The 15,855-nt window shown below is 46.4% G+C and carries 15 protein-coding genes and 3 tRNA genes; 9 read left to right on the forward strand and 9 right to left on the reverse strand.

Going from position 1 to position 15,855, the window contains the following annotated elements; translation table 11 throughout:
* The first annotated feature begins 183 nt into the window (after window positions 1–183).
* The 4 genes from H9Q13_RS03795 (at window position 184) to H9Q13_RS03810 (ending at window position 746) form a co-directional block, all read left to right on the forward strand.
* Window positions 184–257: transfer RNA gene (locus tag H9Q13_RS03795), tRNA-Asp, on the forward strand.
* A 60-nt stretch (window positions 258–317) separates the two neighbouring features.
* Window positions 318–391 (forward strand) — tRNA-Asp (locus tag H9Q13_RS03800).
* Between the two features lie 56 nt (window positions 392–447).
* A tRNA-Asp gene (locus tag H9Q13_RS03805) sits at window positions 448–521 on the forward strand.
* Window positions 522–551: 30 nt separating this feature from the next.
* Window positions 552–746: a hypothetical protein gene (locus H9Q13_RS03810; RefSeq protein ID WP_191182403.1), complete on the forward strand. Its 195-nt coding sequence runs from the start codon at window positions 552–554 to the stop codon at window positions 744–746.
* A gap of 82 nt (window positions 747–828) precedes the next feature.
* Here H9Q13_RS03810 and gmd read toward each other — a convergent pair whose 3' ends face one another.
* Both gmd and fcl read right to left on the reverse strand, forming a co-directional pair.
* The gene (gene gmd, locus H9Q13_RS03815; protein WP_191182404.1) at window positions 829–1,941 is read right to left on the reverse strand and encodes a GDP-mannose 4,6-dehydratase; all 1,113 of its coding nucleotides are present in this window, start codon (window positions 1,939–1,941) and stop codon (window positions 829–831) included.
* A gap of 86 nt (window positions 1,942–2,027) precedes the next feature.
* Window positions 2,028–2,963: a GDP-L-fucose synthase gene (gene fcl / locus H9Q13_RS03820; RefSeq protein ID WP_191182405.1), complete on the reverse strand. Its 936-nt coding sequence runs from the start codon at window positions 2,961–2,963 to the stop codon at window positions 2,028–2,030.
* 212 nt (window positions 2,964–3,175) lie between these two features.
* Between fcl and H9Q13_RS03825 the strand changes: the two genes are divergently transcribed.
* Window positions 3,176–3,337, forward strand: coding sequence for a hypothetical protein (locus H9Q13_RS03825; RefSeq protein WP_191182406.1), 162 nt, complete (start codon window positions 3,176–3,178; stop codon window positions 3,335–3,337).
* On the opposite strand, the gene H9Q13_RS03830 is transcribed toward H9Q13_RS03825, so the two are convergent.
* Window positions 3,309–4,145: a DUF481 domain-containing protein gene (locus H9Q13_RS03830; protein ID WP_191182407.1), complete on the reverse strand. Its 837-nt coding sequence runs from the start codon at window positions 4,143–4,145 to the stop codon at window positions 3,309–3,311. The two genes, H9Q13_RS03825 and H9Q13_RS03830, sit on opposite strands and share 29 nt — an antisense overlap.
* A gap of 253 nt (window positions 4,146–4,398) precedes the next feature.
* Between H9Q13_RS03830 and H9Q13_RS03835 the strand changes: the two genes are divergently transcribed.
* Both H9Q13_RS03835 and rmuC read left to right on the forward strand, forming a co-directional pair.
* The gene (locus H9Q13_RS03835; protein WP_224744041.1) at window positions 4,399–5,082 is read left to right on the forward strand and encodes an HD domain-containing protein; all 684 of its coding nucleotides are present in this window, start codon (window positions 4,399–4,401) and stop codon (window positions 5,080–5,082) included.
* Window positions 5,083–5,176: 94 nt separating this feature from the next.
* Complete coding sequence (gene rmuC, locus H9Q13_RS03840) at window positions 5,177–6,517, forward strand: DNA recombination protein RmuC (RefSeq protein WP_191182408.1); 1,341 nt, start codon at window positions 5,177–5,179, stop codon at window positions 6,515–6,517.
* Between the two features lie 98 nt (window positions 6,518–6,615).
* Here rmuC and H9Q13_RS03845 read toward each other — a convergent pair whose 3' ends face one another.
* Together H9Q13_RS03845 and H9Q13_RS03850 are read right to left on the reverse strand one after the other, a co-directional pair.
* Complete coding sequence (locus tag H9Q13_RS03845) at window positions 6,616–7,335, reverse strand: pirin family protein (protein WP_191182409.1); 720 nt, start codon at window positions 7,333–7,335, stop codon at window positions 6,616–6,618.
* A gap of 172 nt (window positions 7,336–7,507) precedes the next feature.
* The gene (locus tag H9Q13_RS03850) at window positions 7,508–8,281 is read right to left on the reverse strand and encodes an XRE family transcriptional regulator (RefSeq protein ID WP_191182410.1); all 774 of its coding nucleotides are present in this window, start codon (window positions 8,279–8,281) and stop codon (window positions 7,508–7,510) included.
* Between the two features lie 627 nt (window positions 8,282–8,908).
* Between H9Q13_RS03850 and H9Q13_RS03855 the strand changes: the two genes are divergently transcribed.
* The gene (locus tag H9Q13_RS03855; protein WP_191182411.1) at window positions 8,909–10,243 is read left to right on the forward strand and encodes a S8 family serine peptidase; all 1,335 of its coding nucleotides are present in this window, start codon (window positions 8,909–8,911) and stop codon (window positions 10,241–10,243) included.
* A gap of 81 nt (window positions 10,244–10,324) precedes the next feature.
* Here H9Q13_RS03855 and recQ read toward each other — a convergent pair whose 3' ends face one another.
* Complete coding sequence (gene recQ / locus H9Q13_RS03860; protein ID WP_191182412.1) at window positions 10,325–12,460, reverse strand: DNA helicase RecQ; 2,136 nt, start codon at window positions 12,458–12,460, stop codon at window positions 10,325–10,327.
* 271 nt (window positions 12,461–12,731) lie between these two features.
* Between recQ and H9Q13_RS03865 the strand changes: the two genes are divergently transcribed.
* Window positions 12,732–12,965, forward strand: a complete 234-nt coding sequence (locus H9Q13_RS03865; protein WP_317173872.1) for a four-helix bundle copper-binding protein — start codon at window positions 12,732–12,734, stop codon at window positions 12,963–12,965.
* Window positions 12,966–13,050: 85 nt separating this feature from the next.
* Here the strand turns inward: H9Q13_RS03865 and H9Q13_RS03870 are convergent, their stop codons facing one another.
* The 3 genes from H9Q13_RS03870 to speE form a co-directional block, all read right to left on the reverse strand.
* Window positions 13,051–13,383, reverse strand: coding sequence for a phage holin family protein (locus H9Q13_RS03870; protein ID WP_191182414.1), 333 nt, complete (start codon window positions 13,381–13,383; stop codon window positions 13,051–13,053).
* Between the two features lie 72 nt (window positions 13,384–13,455).
* Window positions 13,456–14,547 (reverse strand): agmatinase family protein, encoded by a 1,092-nt coding sequence (locus H9Q13_RS03875; protein ID WP_191182415.1) that lies wholly within the window; start codon window positions 14,545–14,547, stop codon window positions 13,456–13,458.
* Entirely contained in the window at window positions 14,519–15,847 is a 1,329-nt protein-coding gene (gene speE, locus H9Q13_RS03880) for a polyamine aminopropyltransferase (protein ID WP_191182416.1), read from the reverse strand. The genes H9Q13_RS03875 and speE overlap by 29 nt, the downstream gene beginning before the upstream one ends.
* Window positions 15,848–15,855: the final 8 nt, after the last annotated feature.

The raw sequence follows: 15,855 nt of genomic DNA on the forward strand, positions 1-15,855 counted from the left end.
CCGGATATGCTGCAGCTAAACTGAAAAAATTATCCTTTATTATTAAAATAGAATATTTGGTTTTGAGCAAGTTACAAATTTGCACCAAAAATATAGCGTCAAAATATTAGGCTACTCTTGCACAATCAAAAATTACCCTCTACATTTGTGTCACTTTAACGGATAGCGTTAAGGAAAACTTTTGGTCTGGTAGTTCAGTTGGTTAGAATGCCGCCCTGTCACGGCGGAGGTCGCGGGTTCGAGTCCCGTCCAGACCGCAGTTTAAACCCTGCGGTTTATTATCCGAGAGCAATCGGCTCTTCTATTGCAAGAATTTTGGTCTGGTAGTTCAGTTGGTTAGAATGCCGCCCTGTCACGGCGGAGGTCGCGGGTTCGAGTCCCGTCCAGACCGCAGAAATTAAACTGCGGTTTAGTGCTTAGAAGCAAATGGCTCTTATTTAAATTATTGGTCTGGTAGTTCAGTTGGTTAGAATGCCGCCCTGTCACGGCGGAGGTCGCGGGTTCGAGTCCCGTCCAGACCGCTTAAAAGCTCTTGAGAAATCAAGGGCTTTTTGCGTTTACAGCCCCCTCCTACCTATACCTATACCTATACCTATACCTATACCTATACCTATACCTATACCTATACCTATACCTATACCTATACCTATACCTATACCTATACCTATACCTATACCTATACCTATACCTATACCTGTGACCAAATCGGACCGGTCGCGGCCTGTCCCTACCGTAAGGCGGTGTAACGCTATTAACTGAAAAGGCAGCTCCAATTTCTTGAAGCTGCCTTTTGGCTATACCTTTTAAGGTATAAAACTTTTGTTGATCTTACTCGTGGTAGTTCAGAATGCGGTGTCCACCTTCCATCAGGTAAGTGTCGCGCTTGAACAGCTCAATATCGTTTTGCATCATGTCCTTCACCAGAGCCGGCAGGTCATACTTAGGAACCCAACCCAGCTTCTCTTTCGACTTGGTTGCGTCACCGATCAACAACTCCACTTCAGTTGGACGGAAGTAATTCGGGTCAACACATACTACTTCTTTTCCAATTTCGATCTGATATTCAGGGTTGTTGCAGGCGGCTACATAGCCTTTCTCGTCTATACCTTCGCCTTTAAACTCAATTTCAATGCCCACTTCGGCAAAAGACATCTTCACAAAATCACGCACGGTGGTGGTAACGCCAGTCGCGATCACGAAGTCTTCTGGTGTATCCTGCTGCAGGATGCGCCACATCGCCTCTACGTAATCCTTGGCATGTCCCCAGTCACGCTTGGCATCCATGTTACCAAGGTACAGGCTATCCTGCAGCCCCATGGCAATACGGGCGGCGGCACGGGTAATCTTACGGGTTACGAAAGTCTCACCACGCAGCGGCGATTCGTGGTTGAACAGAATGCCGTTGCAGGCAAACATGCCATAAGCCTCGCGGTAGTTCACCGTAATCCAGTAAGCATATAGCTTAGCTACCGCATAAGGAGAGCGTGGATAGAATGGGGTGGTTTCCGTTTGAGGAACAGCCTGCACCAGGCCGTACAGCTCTGATGTGGATGCCTGGTATACTTTGGTCTTTTTAGTCAGCCCCAGGATGCGGATGGCTTCCAGGATACGCAGTGTACCGAGTCCGTCAGCGTTGGCAGTATATTCTGGCGTGTCAAAGCTAACTTTCACGTGGCTCATCGCAGCCAGGTTGTAAATCTCGTCAGGCTGGGTTTCCTGGATAATGCGGATCAGGTTAGTAGAATCCGTCAGGTCACCGTAGTGAAGCTTGAAGTTGATGTTCTTTTCATGCGGATCCTGGTAGAGGTGGTCGATACGCTCTGTGTTAAACATCGAGCTACGACGTTTCACACCATGCACTTTATATCCTTTGCTTAGCAGTAATTCAGCTAAATATGCACCATCTTGTCCGGTAACTCCAGTGATAAGGGCTGTCTTCATTTTGTATCTCTAAATTATAATGATCTTTTTTGTTTTGAATATCTGTAGGCTGACCTCGCGATTTTATGCGGGTCATTTATATTTTGTTATGCTGTCACGTATTTTTCTTTGAAGTCGGCATAGGCCAGTGCTATACCTTCACGCAATTCAATTTTGTGGCGGAAACCCAGGCTATGCAATTTCGACACGTCCATTAGCTTGCGGGGCGTCCCGTCCGGCTTCGAAGTGTCAAATTCAAGTTCGCCCTCAAACCCAATCACGTCTTTAATCAGCAACGCCAGTTCTTTAATGGAAATGTCTTCGCCGGTTCCAATGTTCACCAATTCCCTGCCGTCGTACTGCTCCATCAGGTATACGCAAGCGGCAGCCAAGTCGTCAGCAAATAGGAACTCGCGTTTCGGATTCCCTGTGCCCCATACGGTAACAGTGGCCGCGTTGTTGTCTTTTGCCTCATGTATTTTGCGAATAAGTGCCGGCAACACATGCGAGTTGTTCAGATCGTAATTATCATTGTAGCCATACAAGTTAGTAGGCATCACGCTGATAAAGTTGCTGCCGTACTGGTCGCGGTAAGATTCACATAGTTTGATGCCCGTGATTTTGGCGATGGCATAAGGCTCATTTGTCGGTTCTAACTCACCTGTAAGCAGATACTCCTCTTTAAGAGGCTGCGGAGCCATTTTAGGGTAAATGCAAGAAGAACCCAGGAAGAGTAGCTTTTTTACATTGTTCAGATGGGCAGCGTGAATAATGTTCGCCTCTATCATCAGATTATCGAACAAGAACTCGGCCCGATAGGTATTGTTGGCCTGTATGCCCCCTACTTTAGCAGCAGCCAGGTATACATAGTCTGGTAGCTCCTCAGCAAAAAAATCGAGAACAGCCTGTTGGTTGCGTAAGTCGAGTTCAGACGATGTGCGGGTAATGATGTTTTCAAAGCCATCGGCCTTCAGTTTACGATATATGGCAGAGCCAACCATGCCCCTGTGCCCGGCGATGTAGATTTTAGAAGATTTTTCCATTTAAATAAAATGTACAAGAATAATTCAGTGCATAGTTAAACAAGCCTGATTTGGGGAATGAGTTTAATAGGACTCCTTTACCCGTACAGGTATAGCCCCTTTTAACAAAGGGTTAACTTGCTATCATCAAAATATAAACAAGAGAGCTTTCGGCCGAGCAAACAACGAGTCAGAAAATCTAACACTTTTCAACCCTGAATTACATGTAGCCTATGCCGCAGCATACGCCAAAAAGAGAGAGTTTGTTTGACGATGAGAAAATAATATTAAAAAAATTTGATATTAAGGGTGAGGCACAGAGCGCTTATATTGAGGAAATCACTGATTGGCAGATGATTATTGTTGCTAAAACTCAACCTGAAGCCCATTGGTGATAGCATAGATAAATCGGGTCACTGGCACTATTGGTCGGTCTTCGTAAGTACAGCTGAAATTGGTCTTCATCGAAAGGCGGCTCCACAGGCGTACATTTATTCCCAACTCTCCGCTCACCCTGTTTCGCATGCGGCTAATGTCAGGGTCATACCCAGTCTGAAAATAGGCTATGTTATTTGTTTCCACCTGTTCGGATAATTTAGCTCGCAGGCTGATGTAATTGGTGGATTTGGGCAGATTCGAAATTCGGGATACCCCTTCCTGCTCCGGATCTTTCCAGCTTTCATGCTCGTGCATGAAGCCAGTGCCTGCAAAAATACTGGTCTTTTCACTATGGTATACCTTATAGCGTAGCCCTCCTCCAGTCAATACACGGCGCTCTAACCCACGGGCCATGTCAGCCTGGAATTGCGCAAACACCTCATAAGAAAGCTTCCGTTGCCGCATCAAATTAACGCGGAAATGCGAATAGCCGTTGCTGGCAATCGTATTTCGCTGTTCTTTGGTATCATAATTTACCACGAGGTAGTTATAATAATTGAGCAGCAGGTAGCTGTGCTTGTCCGAGATATAAGCCAGATCGCCGTTGAAGGTCAGTTGCAGGAAATTGTTGGGATTGTTACGACCTGCATTACGGTTGAACATTGAGAAATTAAGCCCGGCTTTTCCGGTCAGGTACTCTCCTGTGTCGCGCTCTACCCTGGAGCGCTCTATGTTAAGGATTTGCCCTTGCGCAGGTATAGATAGCAGCACGAGGCAGAGCAGAAATGGTATAGCGCCTAAAAAATTTCTTAAATATTTATTCAAGTTGAAGGTGTATTTTGGTGTATTGAAGCAAAGGTAGCCAAGCCGGGTTAGCTATAAAAATCGGGCAAGTTGTAAAACAGGTTCTTATCACGGCATACCTCCTACAATAAGGTGTAGCGTTTTTACACAATTAATTCCTTTGAAATAGGAGCAGCTTCGTTCAATGCCGCAGCGCATTAACTCGCAGCCCAACATCAAAAGGTGTGCAACCGCTAAAGGGAATCGTTGCGGCATTGCCATATATTTAGCAGCTTTGGACAAAACCAACAAAACGGCCATGCAACAACCAAATGAAATTATACAAGCCACAGCAACCTATGTGAAAGAGCTGATGTCGGGCGAAGGCTCAGGACACGACTGGTGGCATATCTATCGCGTCTGGAAAAATGCTTTGCACATTGCCGACAAAGAGGTAAAAGCAGACCGTTTCGTTGTAGAACTTGCCGCTTTGCTGCACGACATCGGCGATCATAAGTTTCATAATGGAGATGAATCGGTTGGGCCCCGGATGGTTCGGGCGTGGCTTCAAAAACTTAACGTGGAAGAACAGACCATTGTACATGTTTGTAAAATAGTCAGTGATTTATCTTTTAAAGGGGCCGGCACTTCCTCGGCTATGCCAACGCTGGAAGGTTGCATTGTGCAGGACGCCGACCGGCTGGACGCTATTGGAGCCATTGGTATAGCGCGCACCTTTGCCTATGGCGGGCACAAAAACCGGGAGCTCTACAACCCGCAGATAAGTCCGGTTCAGCATGCTTCTTTCGAAGAATACAAAAATAGCACAGCACCTACCATCAATCATTTTTATGAAAAGCTGTTATTGCTCAAAGACCGGCTACACACCGAAACAGCGCGTAGTATAGCGGCTGCCCGACACGTTTATATGGAAGAGTTCCTGGACCAGTTTTATGCGGAGTGGGAAGGTCACAGGTAATTGACACAGTAATGTATTGAGTCTCAGTAATGGCATATAAAACTAATTTAGTTAGCAGATAGTTAAGAATGCTAAAAAACTTTACCTTTACCATATGGAGATTATCATAGGTATAGCGGGCTTTCTGGGTGGTTTGGTAGTCGCGTTTTTGGTATTCAGAGGCAAGCTCAACACTTTGCAGCAAAATGCTAACCAGGCGGCTGTTGCCCAGGGCGTGTTAGAGGGACAGGCTAGAATCAAATCAGAAGAAGCCGAAACCCTTAAGCGGCAGTTGCGTGACGCTCAAACTGAAACATTGGATTTGACAAATGCGCTGACAAAAGTAGAGACGGACTACGATCATCTCCGAAGCAGAATGCAGGAGCAAGGAAAGGAACTTGAGCAACTCCGTGAGAAATTCCTTCAGCAGTTCCAGAGTATCTCCAACCAAGTGCTCATGACCAATGCCGAGCACTTCAACAAGGCCTCATCTGAGAATCTGGAACGCATCCTGTCACCGCTCAAAGAGCGCATTAAAGAGTTTGAGACTAAAGTAGACCAGACTTACGAGAAAACGCTCAAGGAAAGTATATCCCTTAAAGAGCAAATTACCCAGCTGGCCTCGCTGAATCAGCAAATGAGCCAGGATGCGCTGAATTTGACCAAAGCCCTTAAAGGCGAGAGCAAAACGCAGGGTAACTGGGGCGAGTACCTGTTGGAGAGCCTGCTCGAAAAGTCAGGATTGCGGAAAGGGGTGCATTATGAACGCGAAGAAGTTCGGCAGAATGACGAAAACAAGGTATACCGTCCGGATGTGATTGTGCGCCTACCTGACAGCAAACACCTGGTAATTGACTCCAAGCTCTCGTTGGTAGCTTATGAAGCTTATTGCAGCTGCGAAGACGATACACAGATGGAGGCTTACCTGCGGAGTCACATTGGCTCTATTCGCACCCATTACACTGACCTGGGCCGTAAAAACTACCATCGGCTTAGCGGCATCAACTCGCCGGATTTTGTGTTGATGTATATCCCCATTGAGCCGGCCTTCAACCTGGCACTTCAACATGACCAGAATATTTTTACAGACGCCTTCGATAAAAACATCGTGCTGGTTACGACCTCTACCCTATTGGCAACCCTTAGGACGGTAGCTGGCGTATGGCGGCAGGAGGACCAGAAGCGGAATGTACTCAGAATCGCGGAAGAGAGCGGCAAGCTGTATGATAAATTCGTTGGCTTTGTCGACGACCTTAAAACTATTGGACGGCATCTGGAAAGTAGCCAAGGAGCTTACAACACAGCCATGAACAAATTAACGGAAGGAAAAGGCAACCTTATAAGGCGAGTGGAGATACTGAAGGAGCTAGGGGCCAAAACAAGCAAGACAATAGATGAAAGCCTGCTGCAAGAGGCTCAAGCCATACCTGGTCATGATGAAAACAAGCTAGGGTGACCTGGTCATTAGGTATAGCAATAAGAAAGTTTGATGCTATCCCATTAAATTAAACACTTAAAAGGGGAACGGCTATAACCGGCTCCCCTTTTTGATACTTAATAGTTAACTTCTAAGGCAGGCACATCAACTAATATGAAAGTAGCCGAGGAAGTGCCACGTATGGTTACCAATTCCTGGTCATCAAGCCTTACCTGGTCGTGGATGTCGGCCTCTACATTGTTGACCAACAAGCTGCCGCTTAAAAGATAAAGCAGGGTCTTCCGGATTTTAAAAGTCCTGAAGTTGATTTCCTCCCCCTGGTCTACACTACCATAGTATACTGTGGAATTAGAGTTCAGGAAAACAACATCTTCCAGCACTTTCTGGCCCGTTACCAAGGGTGTTAGTTTATTTTTAGTACTCAGAAAGTCTACCTGCATCAACTCGTAAGACGGCGCCAAATTACGTTGGTTGGGCACGAACCAAAGTTGCAATAAGTGTACTTCCTCATCTGTCTCATTACTTTCCGAATGTGTCATGCCAGTTCCGGCGGTCATGCGCTGTACCTGGCCCGGCGAAATAGTCGCCTGGTTTCCGATATTGTCCTTATGCGTAAGCTCACCTGACAATACAATAGTCACGATCTCAATCTCCGTGTGGGGATGCGCTGGAAAACCCGCTTTCGGGGATATATAGTCATCGTTAAACACGCGCAGCGGACCAAATTCCATGTTGGATGGATCGTAATGATCGGCAAAAGAAAACAGGTAGTGCGATTTAAGCCAATCTCCCACGTTAGCCTGATGCCTTTCGGAGGCGGTAATTAGTTTTATCATGAAGCGCTGTTATATAGTTCCTGCCATTGAATGATAAAGGCAAATATATTTCTGCTAACAAGTACGCAGAAGTATGTTTCTTGTTAGCAAATGCTGCCTGAATAGCATAAAACAAAACATCCTGCCCAAAATTGAGCAGGATGATCTAAAATACATTTTTAAAGCAGACCTTTTAAGCCTTTTTGAGCTTTTGCATTTCCTTCTGCAGGTCTAGCACAATAGATGAGAGCTTGTCGAGCGAGAGGTCAGCGATCGGGAAAGTAGAGCTGATATAAGACTTGGCTTCCCAGATTTCCAGCACGTCCTCCATATGCACCTCATATGGGGAGTAAACAGGGTTATCGGAATGAAGCCGCAGACTTGATGCCTCTTTCAGTTTATTATAGACTCGCTTGAAGACGACACCTTCTTTCTCGCTTACTACAATACAAGGTGTTCCGTCTTTAACCGAGCTCCAATCATCCACAAACCTACCGACTATAACAGTGCCTGAAGCAATGGGCAGCATGGAGTCACCGCTTATTTCAAATGCCCTGTAGGTGCCGCCAGTGCCAAGGGTAGGCAGCTTAAACCGAGGCAATTCTTCAATAAACTCAGGGTCCGCATAGCCATTCAGGTATCCTGCGCTTGCCTTGTGTGGCACAAGTTCAATATTTTCCCGCTCATCCTGGTCTACTGTAATAGCCAGTACACGTAACTTCCCGCCGCCACTAGCATTTGCAGTAGGTTTGTAAAGCGGATTGGATAAGTCCGCTGTGATCAGTTCATCAAGTGATACATCGAAGAGCTTGGCCACATTCACAAGCGTACTCAGCTTAGGCTCCGCCCTTCCCTCTTCATAAGCTCCTACTAACGATCTTTTAATATCTAATTTCTCAGCCAGCTGCGCTTGGGTAAAACCCGCGCTCTTGCGCAAGTGTCTGATATTTGATGTCACCTTTTCCATTGGAACAACTTTAAGTCCGGATAAACAGTGCAAACATGCTACACAGTTTGCTCTTGTAAATTTACTAAATGTATACGCTAATTACTAATTTAGTTAGTAAATTATTTTAAATGCAATTCATCATAAATCTTATTTCCTGTATAGCATCTTTATAATGCAATTAAAAATCAATATTCAGTATTTTTAATTTATGATTTCAATCTTAATATATTTACATTAAAAAATAAATATATATTTTGTTGCAATTGCATGTTAAATCCATTTATATTTATCGAAACAATTAGGACACTTAAGTATAAATATGGCAAAACTCTACTAAACAGACGATTTTACTAGCCTTCCGGGAAAACATGTTGAATTCATTTAGCACTATTTCTGCTATTGAATTTTCCATTTTTTACACTTAATTATCTAATAAAAATTACCTAACTACAATTTTATTAGAATTTAAACTTTTTGAAAAACATTGCTGTTGCGATAATTTATACAAAAAGTTGATTTTTTATATTTTATTATCTTCTAACCAAACTTAAATTATTGATGAAAACTTCTACACTATTGAAGGCATTATCGGGAATTGCCTTCTCATCAGTTTTTGCGCTTACTGGTTGCCAGAAAGAAGCTTTTATGCAAGAACAATTTCAAAATTCGGTTTCACTGATTGACACTCAACATGGCCAGGCCATTCCTGGTCAGTACATTGTAGTGTTTAAGAACAGTGCCAGTTTGCGGGCTACTGGTGTAAATGCTCTCAATCTAGCTAGCCGTGGTGCCACCAATACACTCCGTGAGCGCATGATTACTTCTGCGGGCATTGAACGCTCAGCTATTGAGCAAAATTATGAAGGTGCTGTAAACGGATTCGCCGCCCGCTTGACGCAACAGCAACTTGATAAACTTCGCCAAGATCCGGAAATCGCGTATGTTGAGCAGGACAGAATTATTGCGCTTGCCAAGCCAACTCCAACTGAAAGCGGTTCCAATGGCGGAGGTAAAAAAGATGGATCCACTACGGGAGGGAGTAAACCAAATGGCAAAGGCAAAACTCCTACAGAACCAGCTCCTGTAGAACCAGCCCCTATTGAACCCGCTCCGGTAGAGGAACCGGTAATAGAGCAACCGCAAGAGCCGGAAGTACCCACTGCACCTGCTCCAGAAGAGCCTCTACCGGCTAGTTACACTAAAATAACGCCGCTTGTAGGCGAAAACCTGCCTTGGCACATTGCTATGAACGGGTTCGGTGACGGTACTGGCAAAACAGTTTACGTGATTGACTCAGGAGTAGACACGGACCATCCGGACCTCAATGTTGATTTATCGCGCAGTAGATCACTTATTTACGGAGACGAATCGGTTGAGGATGGCTACGGACATGGAACGCAGGTAGCTGGTGTAATTGCTGCTAAAAACAATGGCACCGGTATGATCGGTGTGGCTGCCAATGCATCAATCGTAGCATTGCGCGTTTTCGATAACACAGGCTACGGCACTGTTTCACGGGCCATCAGTGCCGTGAACTATGTGACGAATACCGGTAAGCCTGGTGACGTTGTGAACATGAGCCTGGGTAGCGGTGTGTCCAGCACTCTGGATAATGCTGTTATGACCGCAGCCAGCAAAGGTATATTCTTTGCCATAGCATCTGGCAACAGTGCCGTTGATTGCTCGATGAACTCACCGGCCCGCGTGGACGCTCCTGGCGTGTATACAGTATCTGCCATGGACCGCTACCATCAGTTCTGGTCTAGCTCTAACTATGGCGCCCCTGTGGATTTCACTGCACCCGGCGTAAACATCACTACAACCAGAATCGGCGGTGGTATCGGCAGTGGATCTGCCGGAACATCTTACGCTTCGCCCCACGTGGCCGGTATTCTGCTTTTACGAGGTGAGGTATTTGCTCAGGGTATCGTGAACGGTGATAAGGACAGCTGGCCAGACCCAATTGCCTCTGTAGAGTAAGCACATAATTTCTTAACAAAGAAGGCCACTAAAAATTAGTGGCCTTCTTTGTTTTTATGCTTTTGTGAAGTCAAAAGGCTTCTACCAGGCATATTGCTTTTTGTACATAGCCAGCGATAGCCTGATTTTAAAATATTCGTAGCGCTCATCCAGGTACTCGAAGAGTTCTTTCAGTTTGGCATCCCGACCCAGCTTCTCTATAGCTTCCACAATCGAATCATACTCTCTTTTGCTTACAAAATCCTTTACAGGTATAGCATACCCCTGTTCTAACAACGTAGCCAGATGAGAGTAAATGGTGATCGGGTTGAGTTTACGCTGCTGTGCAATCTCTTCGGGGCTATACCCTTGTTTGTAGGCCTCCCAGGTTACCAAATGCGTTGCTCCTTTGATGGCACTGCCTTTGGCCTGTTCCTCCGTCATGAAGGCAATAATCTCACTGATAAAGTCGTGCCCGTACCGTTCAAATTTCTGAGCTCCCACCCCACTTATCGACAACATCGCGATCTTGTTGGTAGGTTTTTCAGCGGCCATTTCCTGCAGTGTGCTGTCTGTAAAGACAACGTACGGCGGCACATTCAATTCGTCAGCCAACCGCTTCCGCAGGGCTCTCAGGCGCTCGAACAGAGCGTCGCGTATAATCTCCCGTTTCGGTTTTTCCTTGATGCGAGGCTCATCCTGCTGCTTCACTTCCTCGAACTTCACTAACTCAATTTTTCTGCCCTCAAACAAAACCTGTCGGCTCTGGTCTGTCAGCTTCAAGGTATAGTTCTGATCGTAAGCGAGTTCAATCAAACCTGCGTTCAGCATCTGATGCAGGTAACGGTGCCAGTCAAGCGTTCCGATATCGCGACCTGCCCCATAGGTTTTGATCCGGTCGTAACCAGATGAAAGCACCTGACTGTTGCGTGATCCTCGCAATACATCTACCAGCAAACTCATGTTAACCCGCTCTTGTGTGCGTGCAATGGCAGAAAGCGCTTTTTGAACCAGCAGCGTGCCATCAAAGCTGGTAGGTGGATTACGACAGATGTCACAATTACCGCAATCTTTAGGCATGGTCTCGCCAAAGTACTGCAACAAGATGCGCCGACGGCAAAACGTTGCCTCTGCAAATTGTTGCATGCGCTCTAATTTAACCAATTGCAGCTCTGTCTGCGCTTTGTCGTTTTCAGAGAGCATGTTGCGCATATTGATCACATCGGCAAAACTATAGAAAAGCAGAGCGTCTGATTTAGCGCCATCACGCCCGGCACGACCTATCTCCTGGTAATAACCTTCGATGTTTTTAGGAAGATTATAATGGATCACCCAGCGCACATTCGATTTGTCAATCCCCATACCGAACGCGATCGTGGCGCAAACAATCTGAACATCGTCGCGCAAAAATGCCTCCTGCGCCTTGGCACGTAGCTGCGCGTTCATGCCTGCGTGATAAAAAGTAGCGTTATACCCGTTTTCCTTCAGCTTTTTAGCAAGGCTTTCGGTGGCTTTCCTACTCAGGCAGTATATGATTCCGGGCTGTCCATGATGGCGCCCCAGGAACTCCGTTATCTTGTGTAAGCGGTTCTGGCCAGACTGCACCATCAGGTTGATGTTGGGACGGTCGAAGGAGGCAACAAAGACTTCAGGCTGATTGAGTTGCAATTGTTCCTGAATGTCTTTCTGCGTGAGTTTATCCGCAGTGGCGGTCAGCGCCACCACAGGTATAGCGGGGAACTGCTGCTTTAGGGCACGCAATTGTGTGTACTCCGGACGGAAATCATGTCCCCAGGCAGATATACAGTGTGCCTCATCCACGGCGAAAAGAGAAACCTGGAGTCGTTTCAGGAATGAGAAGAAACCTGCTGAAAGTAGCTTTTCCGGCGATACATAAAGCAGTTTAATAGCTCCGTTCAGACATTTGTTTTCAATGTCGTACTGTTCTTCTCCTGATTGCGAGCTATTCAGATAGGCGGCAGGTATACCATTGACAAGCAGGGCCTCCACCTGGTCTTTCATGAGGGCAATCAGCGGCGACACCACCACACACAGACCAGGCATCACAACGGCAGGCACTTGGTAGCACACAGACTTACCACCTCCTGTTGGCATTAGAACCAGAACATCCTGACCACCTAAAACATTGGAGATGATCTGCTCTTGCATGGGCCTGAACTGTTCATACCCGAAATATAGTTTAAGTGCCTCGCGTGCTTCTCGTATACCTGTACTCATACTGTCTTACTACCTGAATATTGCCCGAAAAAATTGGTGGGTTCAATTCCAAAGTTAACCATAAATATCATCTTTTGAGTTCCTGAGGGACTTGCGTTATTCCTGCCATAAACAAACAGCATGGAGTCCCGTACCAATACAACATCATGAACCTATAAGATAACAAACTATGAAGTCTGAAAGAACGAACGACCTTGAGCACGTATTGATTAAATGTATTACCGCCTGCGAGACTTGTGCAACGGCATGTTTACAGGAAGATGACGTGAAAATGATGGCACGTTGCATCATGCTGGACCGGGACTGTTCCGATATCTGCATGATTACGGCCCGTTTTGTTGCGCGGGACTCTGCCCATGCCAAGCATGTGATGAAGGAATGCATTGAGATTTGCCGTCAGTGCGAAGAAGAATGTCGCAAACACAAACATGAGCATTGCCAGAAATGCGCCGATGCCTGTCGTGAATGCGCTGACGCCTGCGAAGCCTGGATGTCTGGCAGATAACAAAAAGTCTTACCTATAAAATTATCAAAAGAAAAGGCCCGGGAACAAGCAGTTCCCGGGCCTTTTGAATTCTTAGTCTATCTCACTAGAAAATCATATCCAGCACAGCTTCGATTAAGGAAAGAACTAAACTAAATATGAGTGCCCACAAAAAGCCGTCCACCTGGAAACCCGGCACCAGGAAATCTGCCAGCAGTATAATCAGTGCATTGATGACTAGCAGAAACAGGCCTAATGTGATGACTGTGACAGGTATAGTCAAAATAACCAGTATCGGCCGAACGACAGCATTCAAGAGGGCCAGCACGACAGCCAATATTAGGGCCGAACCGAACCCGGCGATTTGCACACCAGGCAAAATGTAGGCGGCCAGCAAAACTGCTACACCAGTGAGTAGAATTTTTACGATCAGTCCCATTTCAATCAGATAATATATAGTGATAGTTTATTATTCATACCACGCTATACGGTATTAACTGAAAAAGGTAACTTACTGTATTTCCAATCGCTTTTGAGACACAGCCATCCAATTGCACAGCTTATAGAGCAGACGGGCACCTACGTTTCCGTTCCACTCACTATCGCCTGGTGCCACTTCGCATAAGTCAAACCCGATGATTTCGCGGCCGGATTTTACAAGTGCCTTGATCAGGTATATGGCTTCCTCAAACTCGAGTCCTCCGGGTACAGGTGTACCAGTGGCAGGACACAGTTTAGGATCCAGACCATCTATATCGAAGCTGATGTATACCTTCTGCGGCAGTTGGGCGATGATTTTCTTACACTCTTTCTTCCAGCTGTCCCCTTCATACATATTCTCCTTCAGCACACTGTCGTAGAAGATGGTCACACGGCCATTGGACTGGTCCGCCAGCTCTGCCTCTGCCTGGCAAATGTCCCGTATACCTACCTGTACCAGTTTTTTCACTTGGGGCAACTGTAGGGCATTGTACATGATGGAAGCGTGAGAGTACTTGAAGCCTTCATATGCATCACGCAGGTCGGCATGGGCATCCACCTGCAGTATTCCATATTCTTCGTGACGTTCAGCAAGTGCATGCATTAACCCGAGCGGTGTACTATGGTCTCCTCCTACCACGCCTACCAATTTACCTTTATCCAGATGGGTAAGGGCTCTCTCTTTTAACCAGTTCAGCAGCTCCTCCCCTTTTTGGGTGACCTCAGCCGGTAAGTTTTCAAATTCACTCTTATCCGCCTCAGGACTTCCCTCTTCCAGCCAATTGATGTAGTTCTCTGCTTTTTGACGCAGGTTGTCACTTACAGCTGCCCATTCTTGCGATATATCCTCCATGGCTATACCTAGTTTCCAAGCATTCTTAATGGCCGGTTCAAAAAGGTCGAGCTGAGGAGAGGCGTCCATGATTGCCTCTGGTCCGGCTGCCGTACCCGCACTATAAGACACCGTTACTTCCCATGGAACAGGTATAAGCACCACTTCCGATTCCTCTACCGTAAACGGCAGACCGAACAGGCCCCCGTTTATATCGCCAACGCCATTCGGGTCAAAGTTGGCGATTTTTTGCTCCTTGCTGTTAGTTGGTTGGCTCTGCGGAGTATTCATCGGTCACGTTGTTTGGGTTTGAGTTGAGCAGCTCTTTCACAAAGTTTGGCAAAGCAAACGCAGCTGTATGTATACCTTCGTTGTAATATTTAAGTCCCTGGCTCTGTGAGAACGCAGCAGCGGCTTCCGCATCAAACTGCAATGGGTGCGCATTACCCTTGGATGAATAAGAGAAACTCCAGGTCCCTGTAGGGTAAGTAGGGATAGCAGCCAGGTAGCAATGTACTTTCTCCTTGCCGAATATTTGCTTATAGGTGTCGTAAATTTCAACAAAAACCGCACTGTTGAAGCGTGGCGACTCACTCTGCGTGATCATCACACCATCATTTGTCAGACAACGGTATACCTCTTTGTAAAACTCAGCCGTGAACAGGCCTTCTCCCGGACCAACCGGATCGGCTGAATCCACGATAATCAAGTCATAGTGCGCATCAGCACACTCTTTAATGTACTTGATTCCGTCTTCCACCAGGAGGTTCAAACGAGGGTTATCAAATGCAACGGCTGTTTCCGGTAAGTGCAGTTTACAGGCTTCAATTACCAGTTCGTCGATTTCAACCAATGTTACTTCCTCCAGTTGCTCATGGCGCAACAGTTCGCGAACCGTACCGCCATCGCCGCCGCCAATTACAAGTGCACGCTTAGCCTTGCGGTTACTGAACATCGGCACATGGGTAATCATCTCATGGTACACATACTCATCTTTCTGTGTGCACATCACCATGCCATCCAGGGTCAGCATGTTGCCATAGGCCAATGTCTCATATACTTCCACCCGCTGATAATCAGAGTCTTTCTTGTATAGTTGATTACCAGAGTGCTTTAACGACAGGGCTATATTCTCATCACGCTCAGTAAACCACACATCGCGTGTAATGGTACCCGCCACTTCTACTGGCTTAGGAGACACATCACGCATTGACTCCAGGTTGAAATCCTTGCGTTTCAAAAGGTCCAGCTGCCCGCGACGGCACTCCATGGCAGAACCATGTCCAGCCTCAAACGCCTCTTTCAGGTATCTGTACGAAACCCATGGATCAACTGAGTCGCCACAGGTGAAAAGGTCTACGGCTGCATAGCCATACTCCGGCCAGGTATGTATAGCCAGGTGGCTTTCCTGAATCACCACCACTCCAGATACACCGTAGGGCGAAAAGTGATGGAATGTACTGTTGATGACAGTGGCTCCTGCTGTCTCGGCAGCAGCAACCATGCTGTTTTCGATGTGCATCACATCGTTCATCAATTCAGGAGAGCAATCGTAAAATTCAACTAAAATGTGTCTTCCTAAGGCGTTCATCAATGGAA

It is taken from the genome of Pontibacter aquaedesilientis, assembly GCF_014773225.1.
GTDB lineage: Bacteria > Bacteroidota > Bacteroidia > Cytophagales > Hymenobacteraceae > Pontibacter > Pontibacter aquaedesilientis.

Excerpts from the sequence above, each read along its gene's own strand:
- gmd (WP_191182404.1), bottom strand. The coding sequence starts at position 1,941 with ATGAAGACAGCCCTTATCACTGGAGTTACCGGACAAGATGGTGCATAT.
- fcl (WP_191182405.1), bottom strand. The coding sequence starts at position 2,963 with ATGGAAAAATCTTCTAAAATCTACATCGCCGGGCACAGGGGCATGGTT.
- H9Q13_RS03825 (WP_191182406.1), top strand. The coding sequence starts at position 3,176 with ATGCCGCAGCATACGCCAAAAAGAGAGAGTTTGTTTGACGATGAGAAA.
- rmuC (WP_191182408.1), top strand. The coding sequence starts at position 5,177 with ATGGAGATTATCATAGGTATAGCGGGCTTTCTGGGTGGTTTGGTAGTC.
- H9Q13_RS03845 (WP_191182409.1), bottom strand. The coding sequence starts at position 7,335 with ATGATAAAACTAATTACCGCCTCCGAAAGGCATCAGGCTAACGTGGGA.
- H9Q13_RS03850 (WP_191182410.1), bottom strand. The coding sequence starts at position 8,281 with ATGGAAAAGGTGACATCAAATATCAGACACTTGCGCAAGAGCGCGGGT.
- H9Q13_RS03855 (WP_191182411.1), top strand. The coding sequence starts at position 8,909 with ATGCAAGAACAATTTCAAAATTCGGTTTCACTGATTGACACTCAACAT.
- recQ (WP_191182412.1), bottom strand. The coding sequence starts at position 12,460 with ATGAGTACAGGTATACGAGAAGCACGCGAGGCACTTAAACTATATTTC.
- H9Q13_RS03865 (WP_317173872.1), top strand. The coding sequence starts at position 12,732 with ATGATGGCACGTTGCATCATGCTGGACCGGGACTGTTCCGATATCTGC.
- H9Q13_RS03870 (WP_191182414.1), bottom strand. The coding sequence starts at position 13,383 with ATGGGACTGATCGTAAAAATTCTACTCACTGGTGTAGCAGTTTTGCTG.
- H9Q13_RS03875 (WP_191182415.1), bottom strand. The coding sequence starts at position 14,547 with ATGAATACTCCGCAGAGCCAACCAACTAACAGCAAGGAGCAAAAAATC.
- speE (WP_191182416.1), bottom strand. The coding sequence starts at position 15,847 with ATGAACGCCTTAGGAAGACACATTTTAGTTGAATTTTACGATTGCTCT.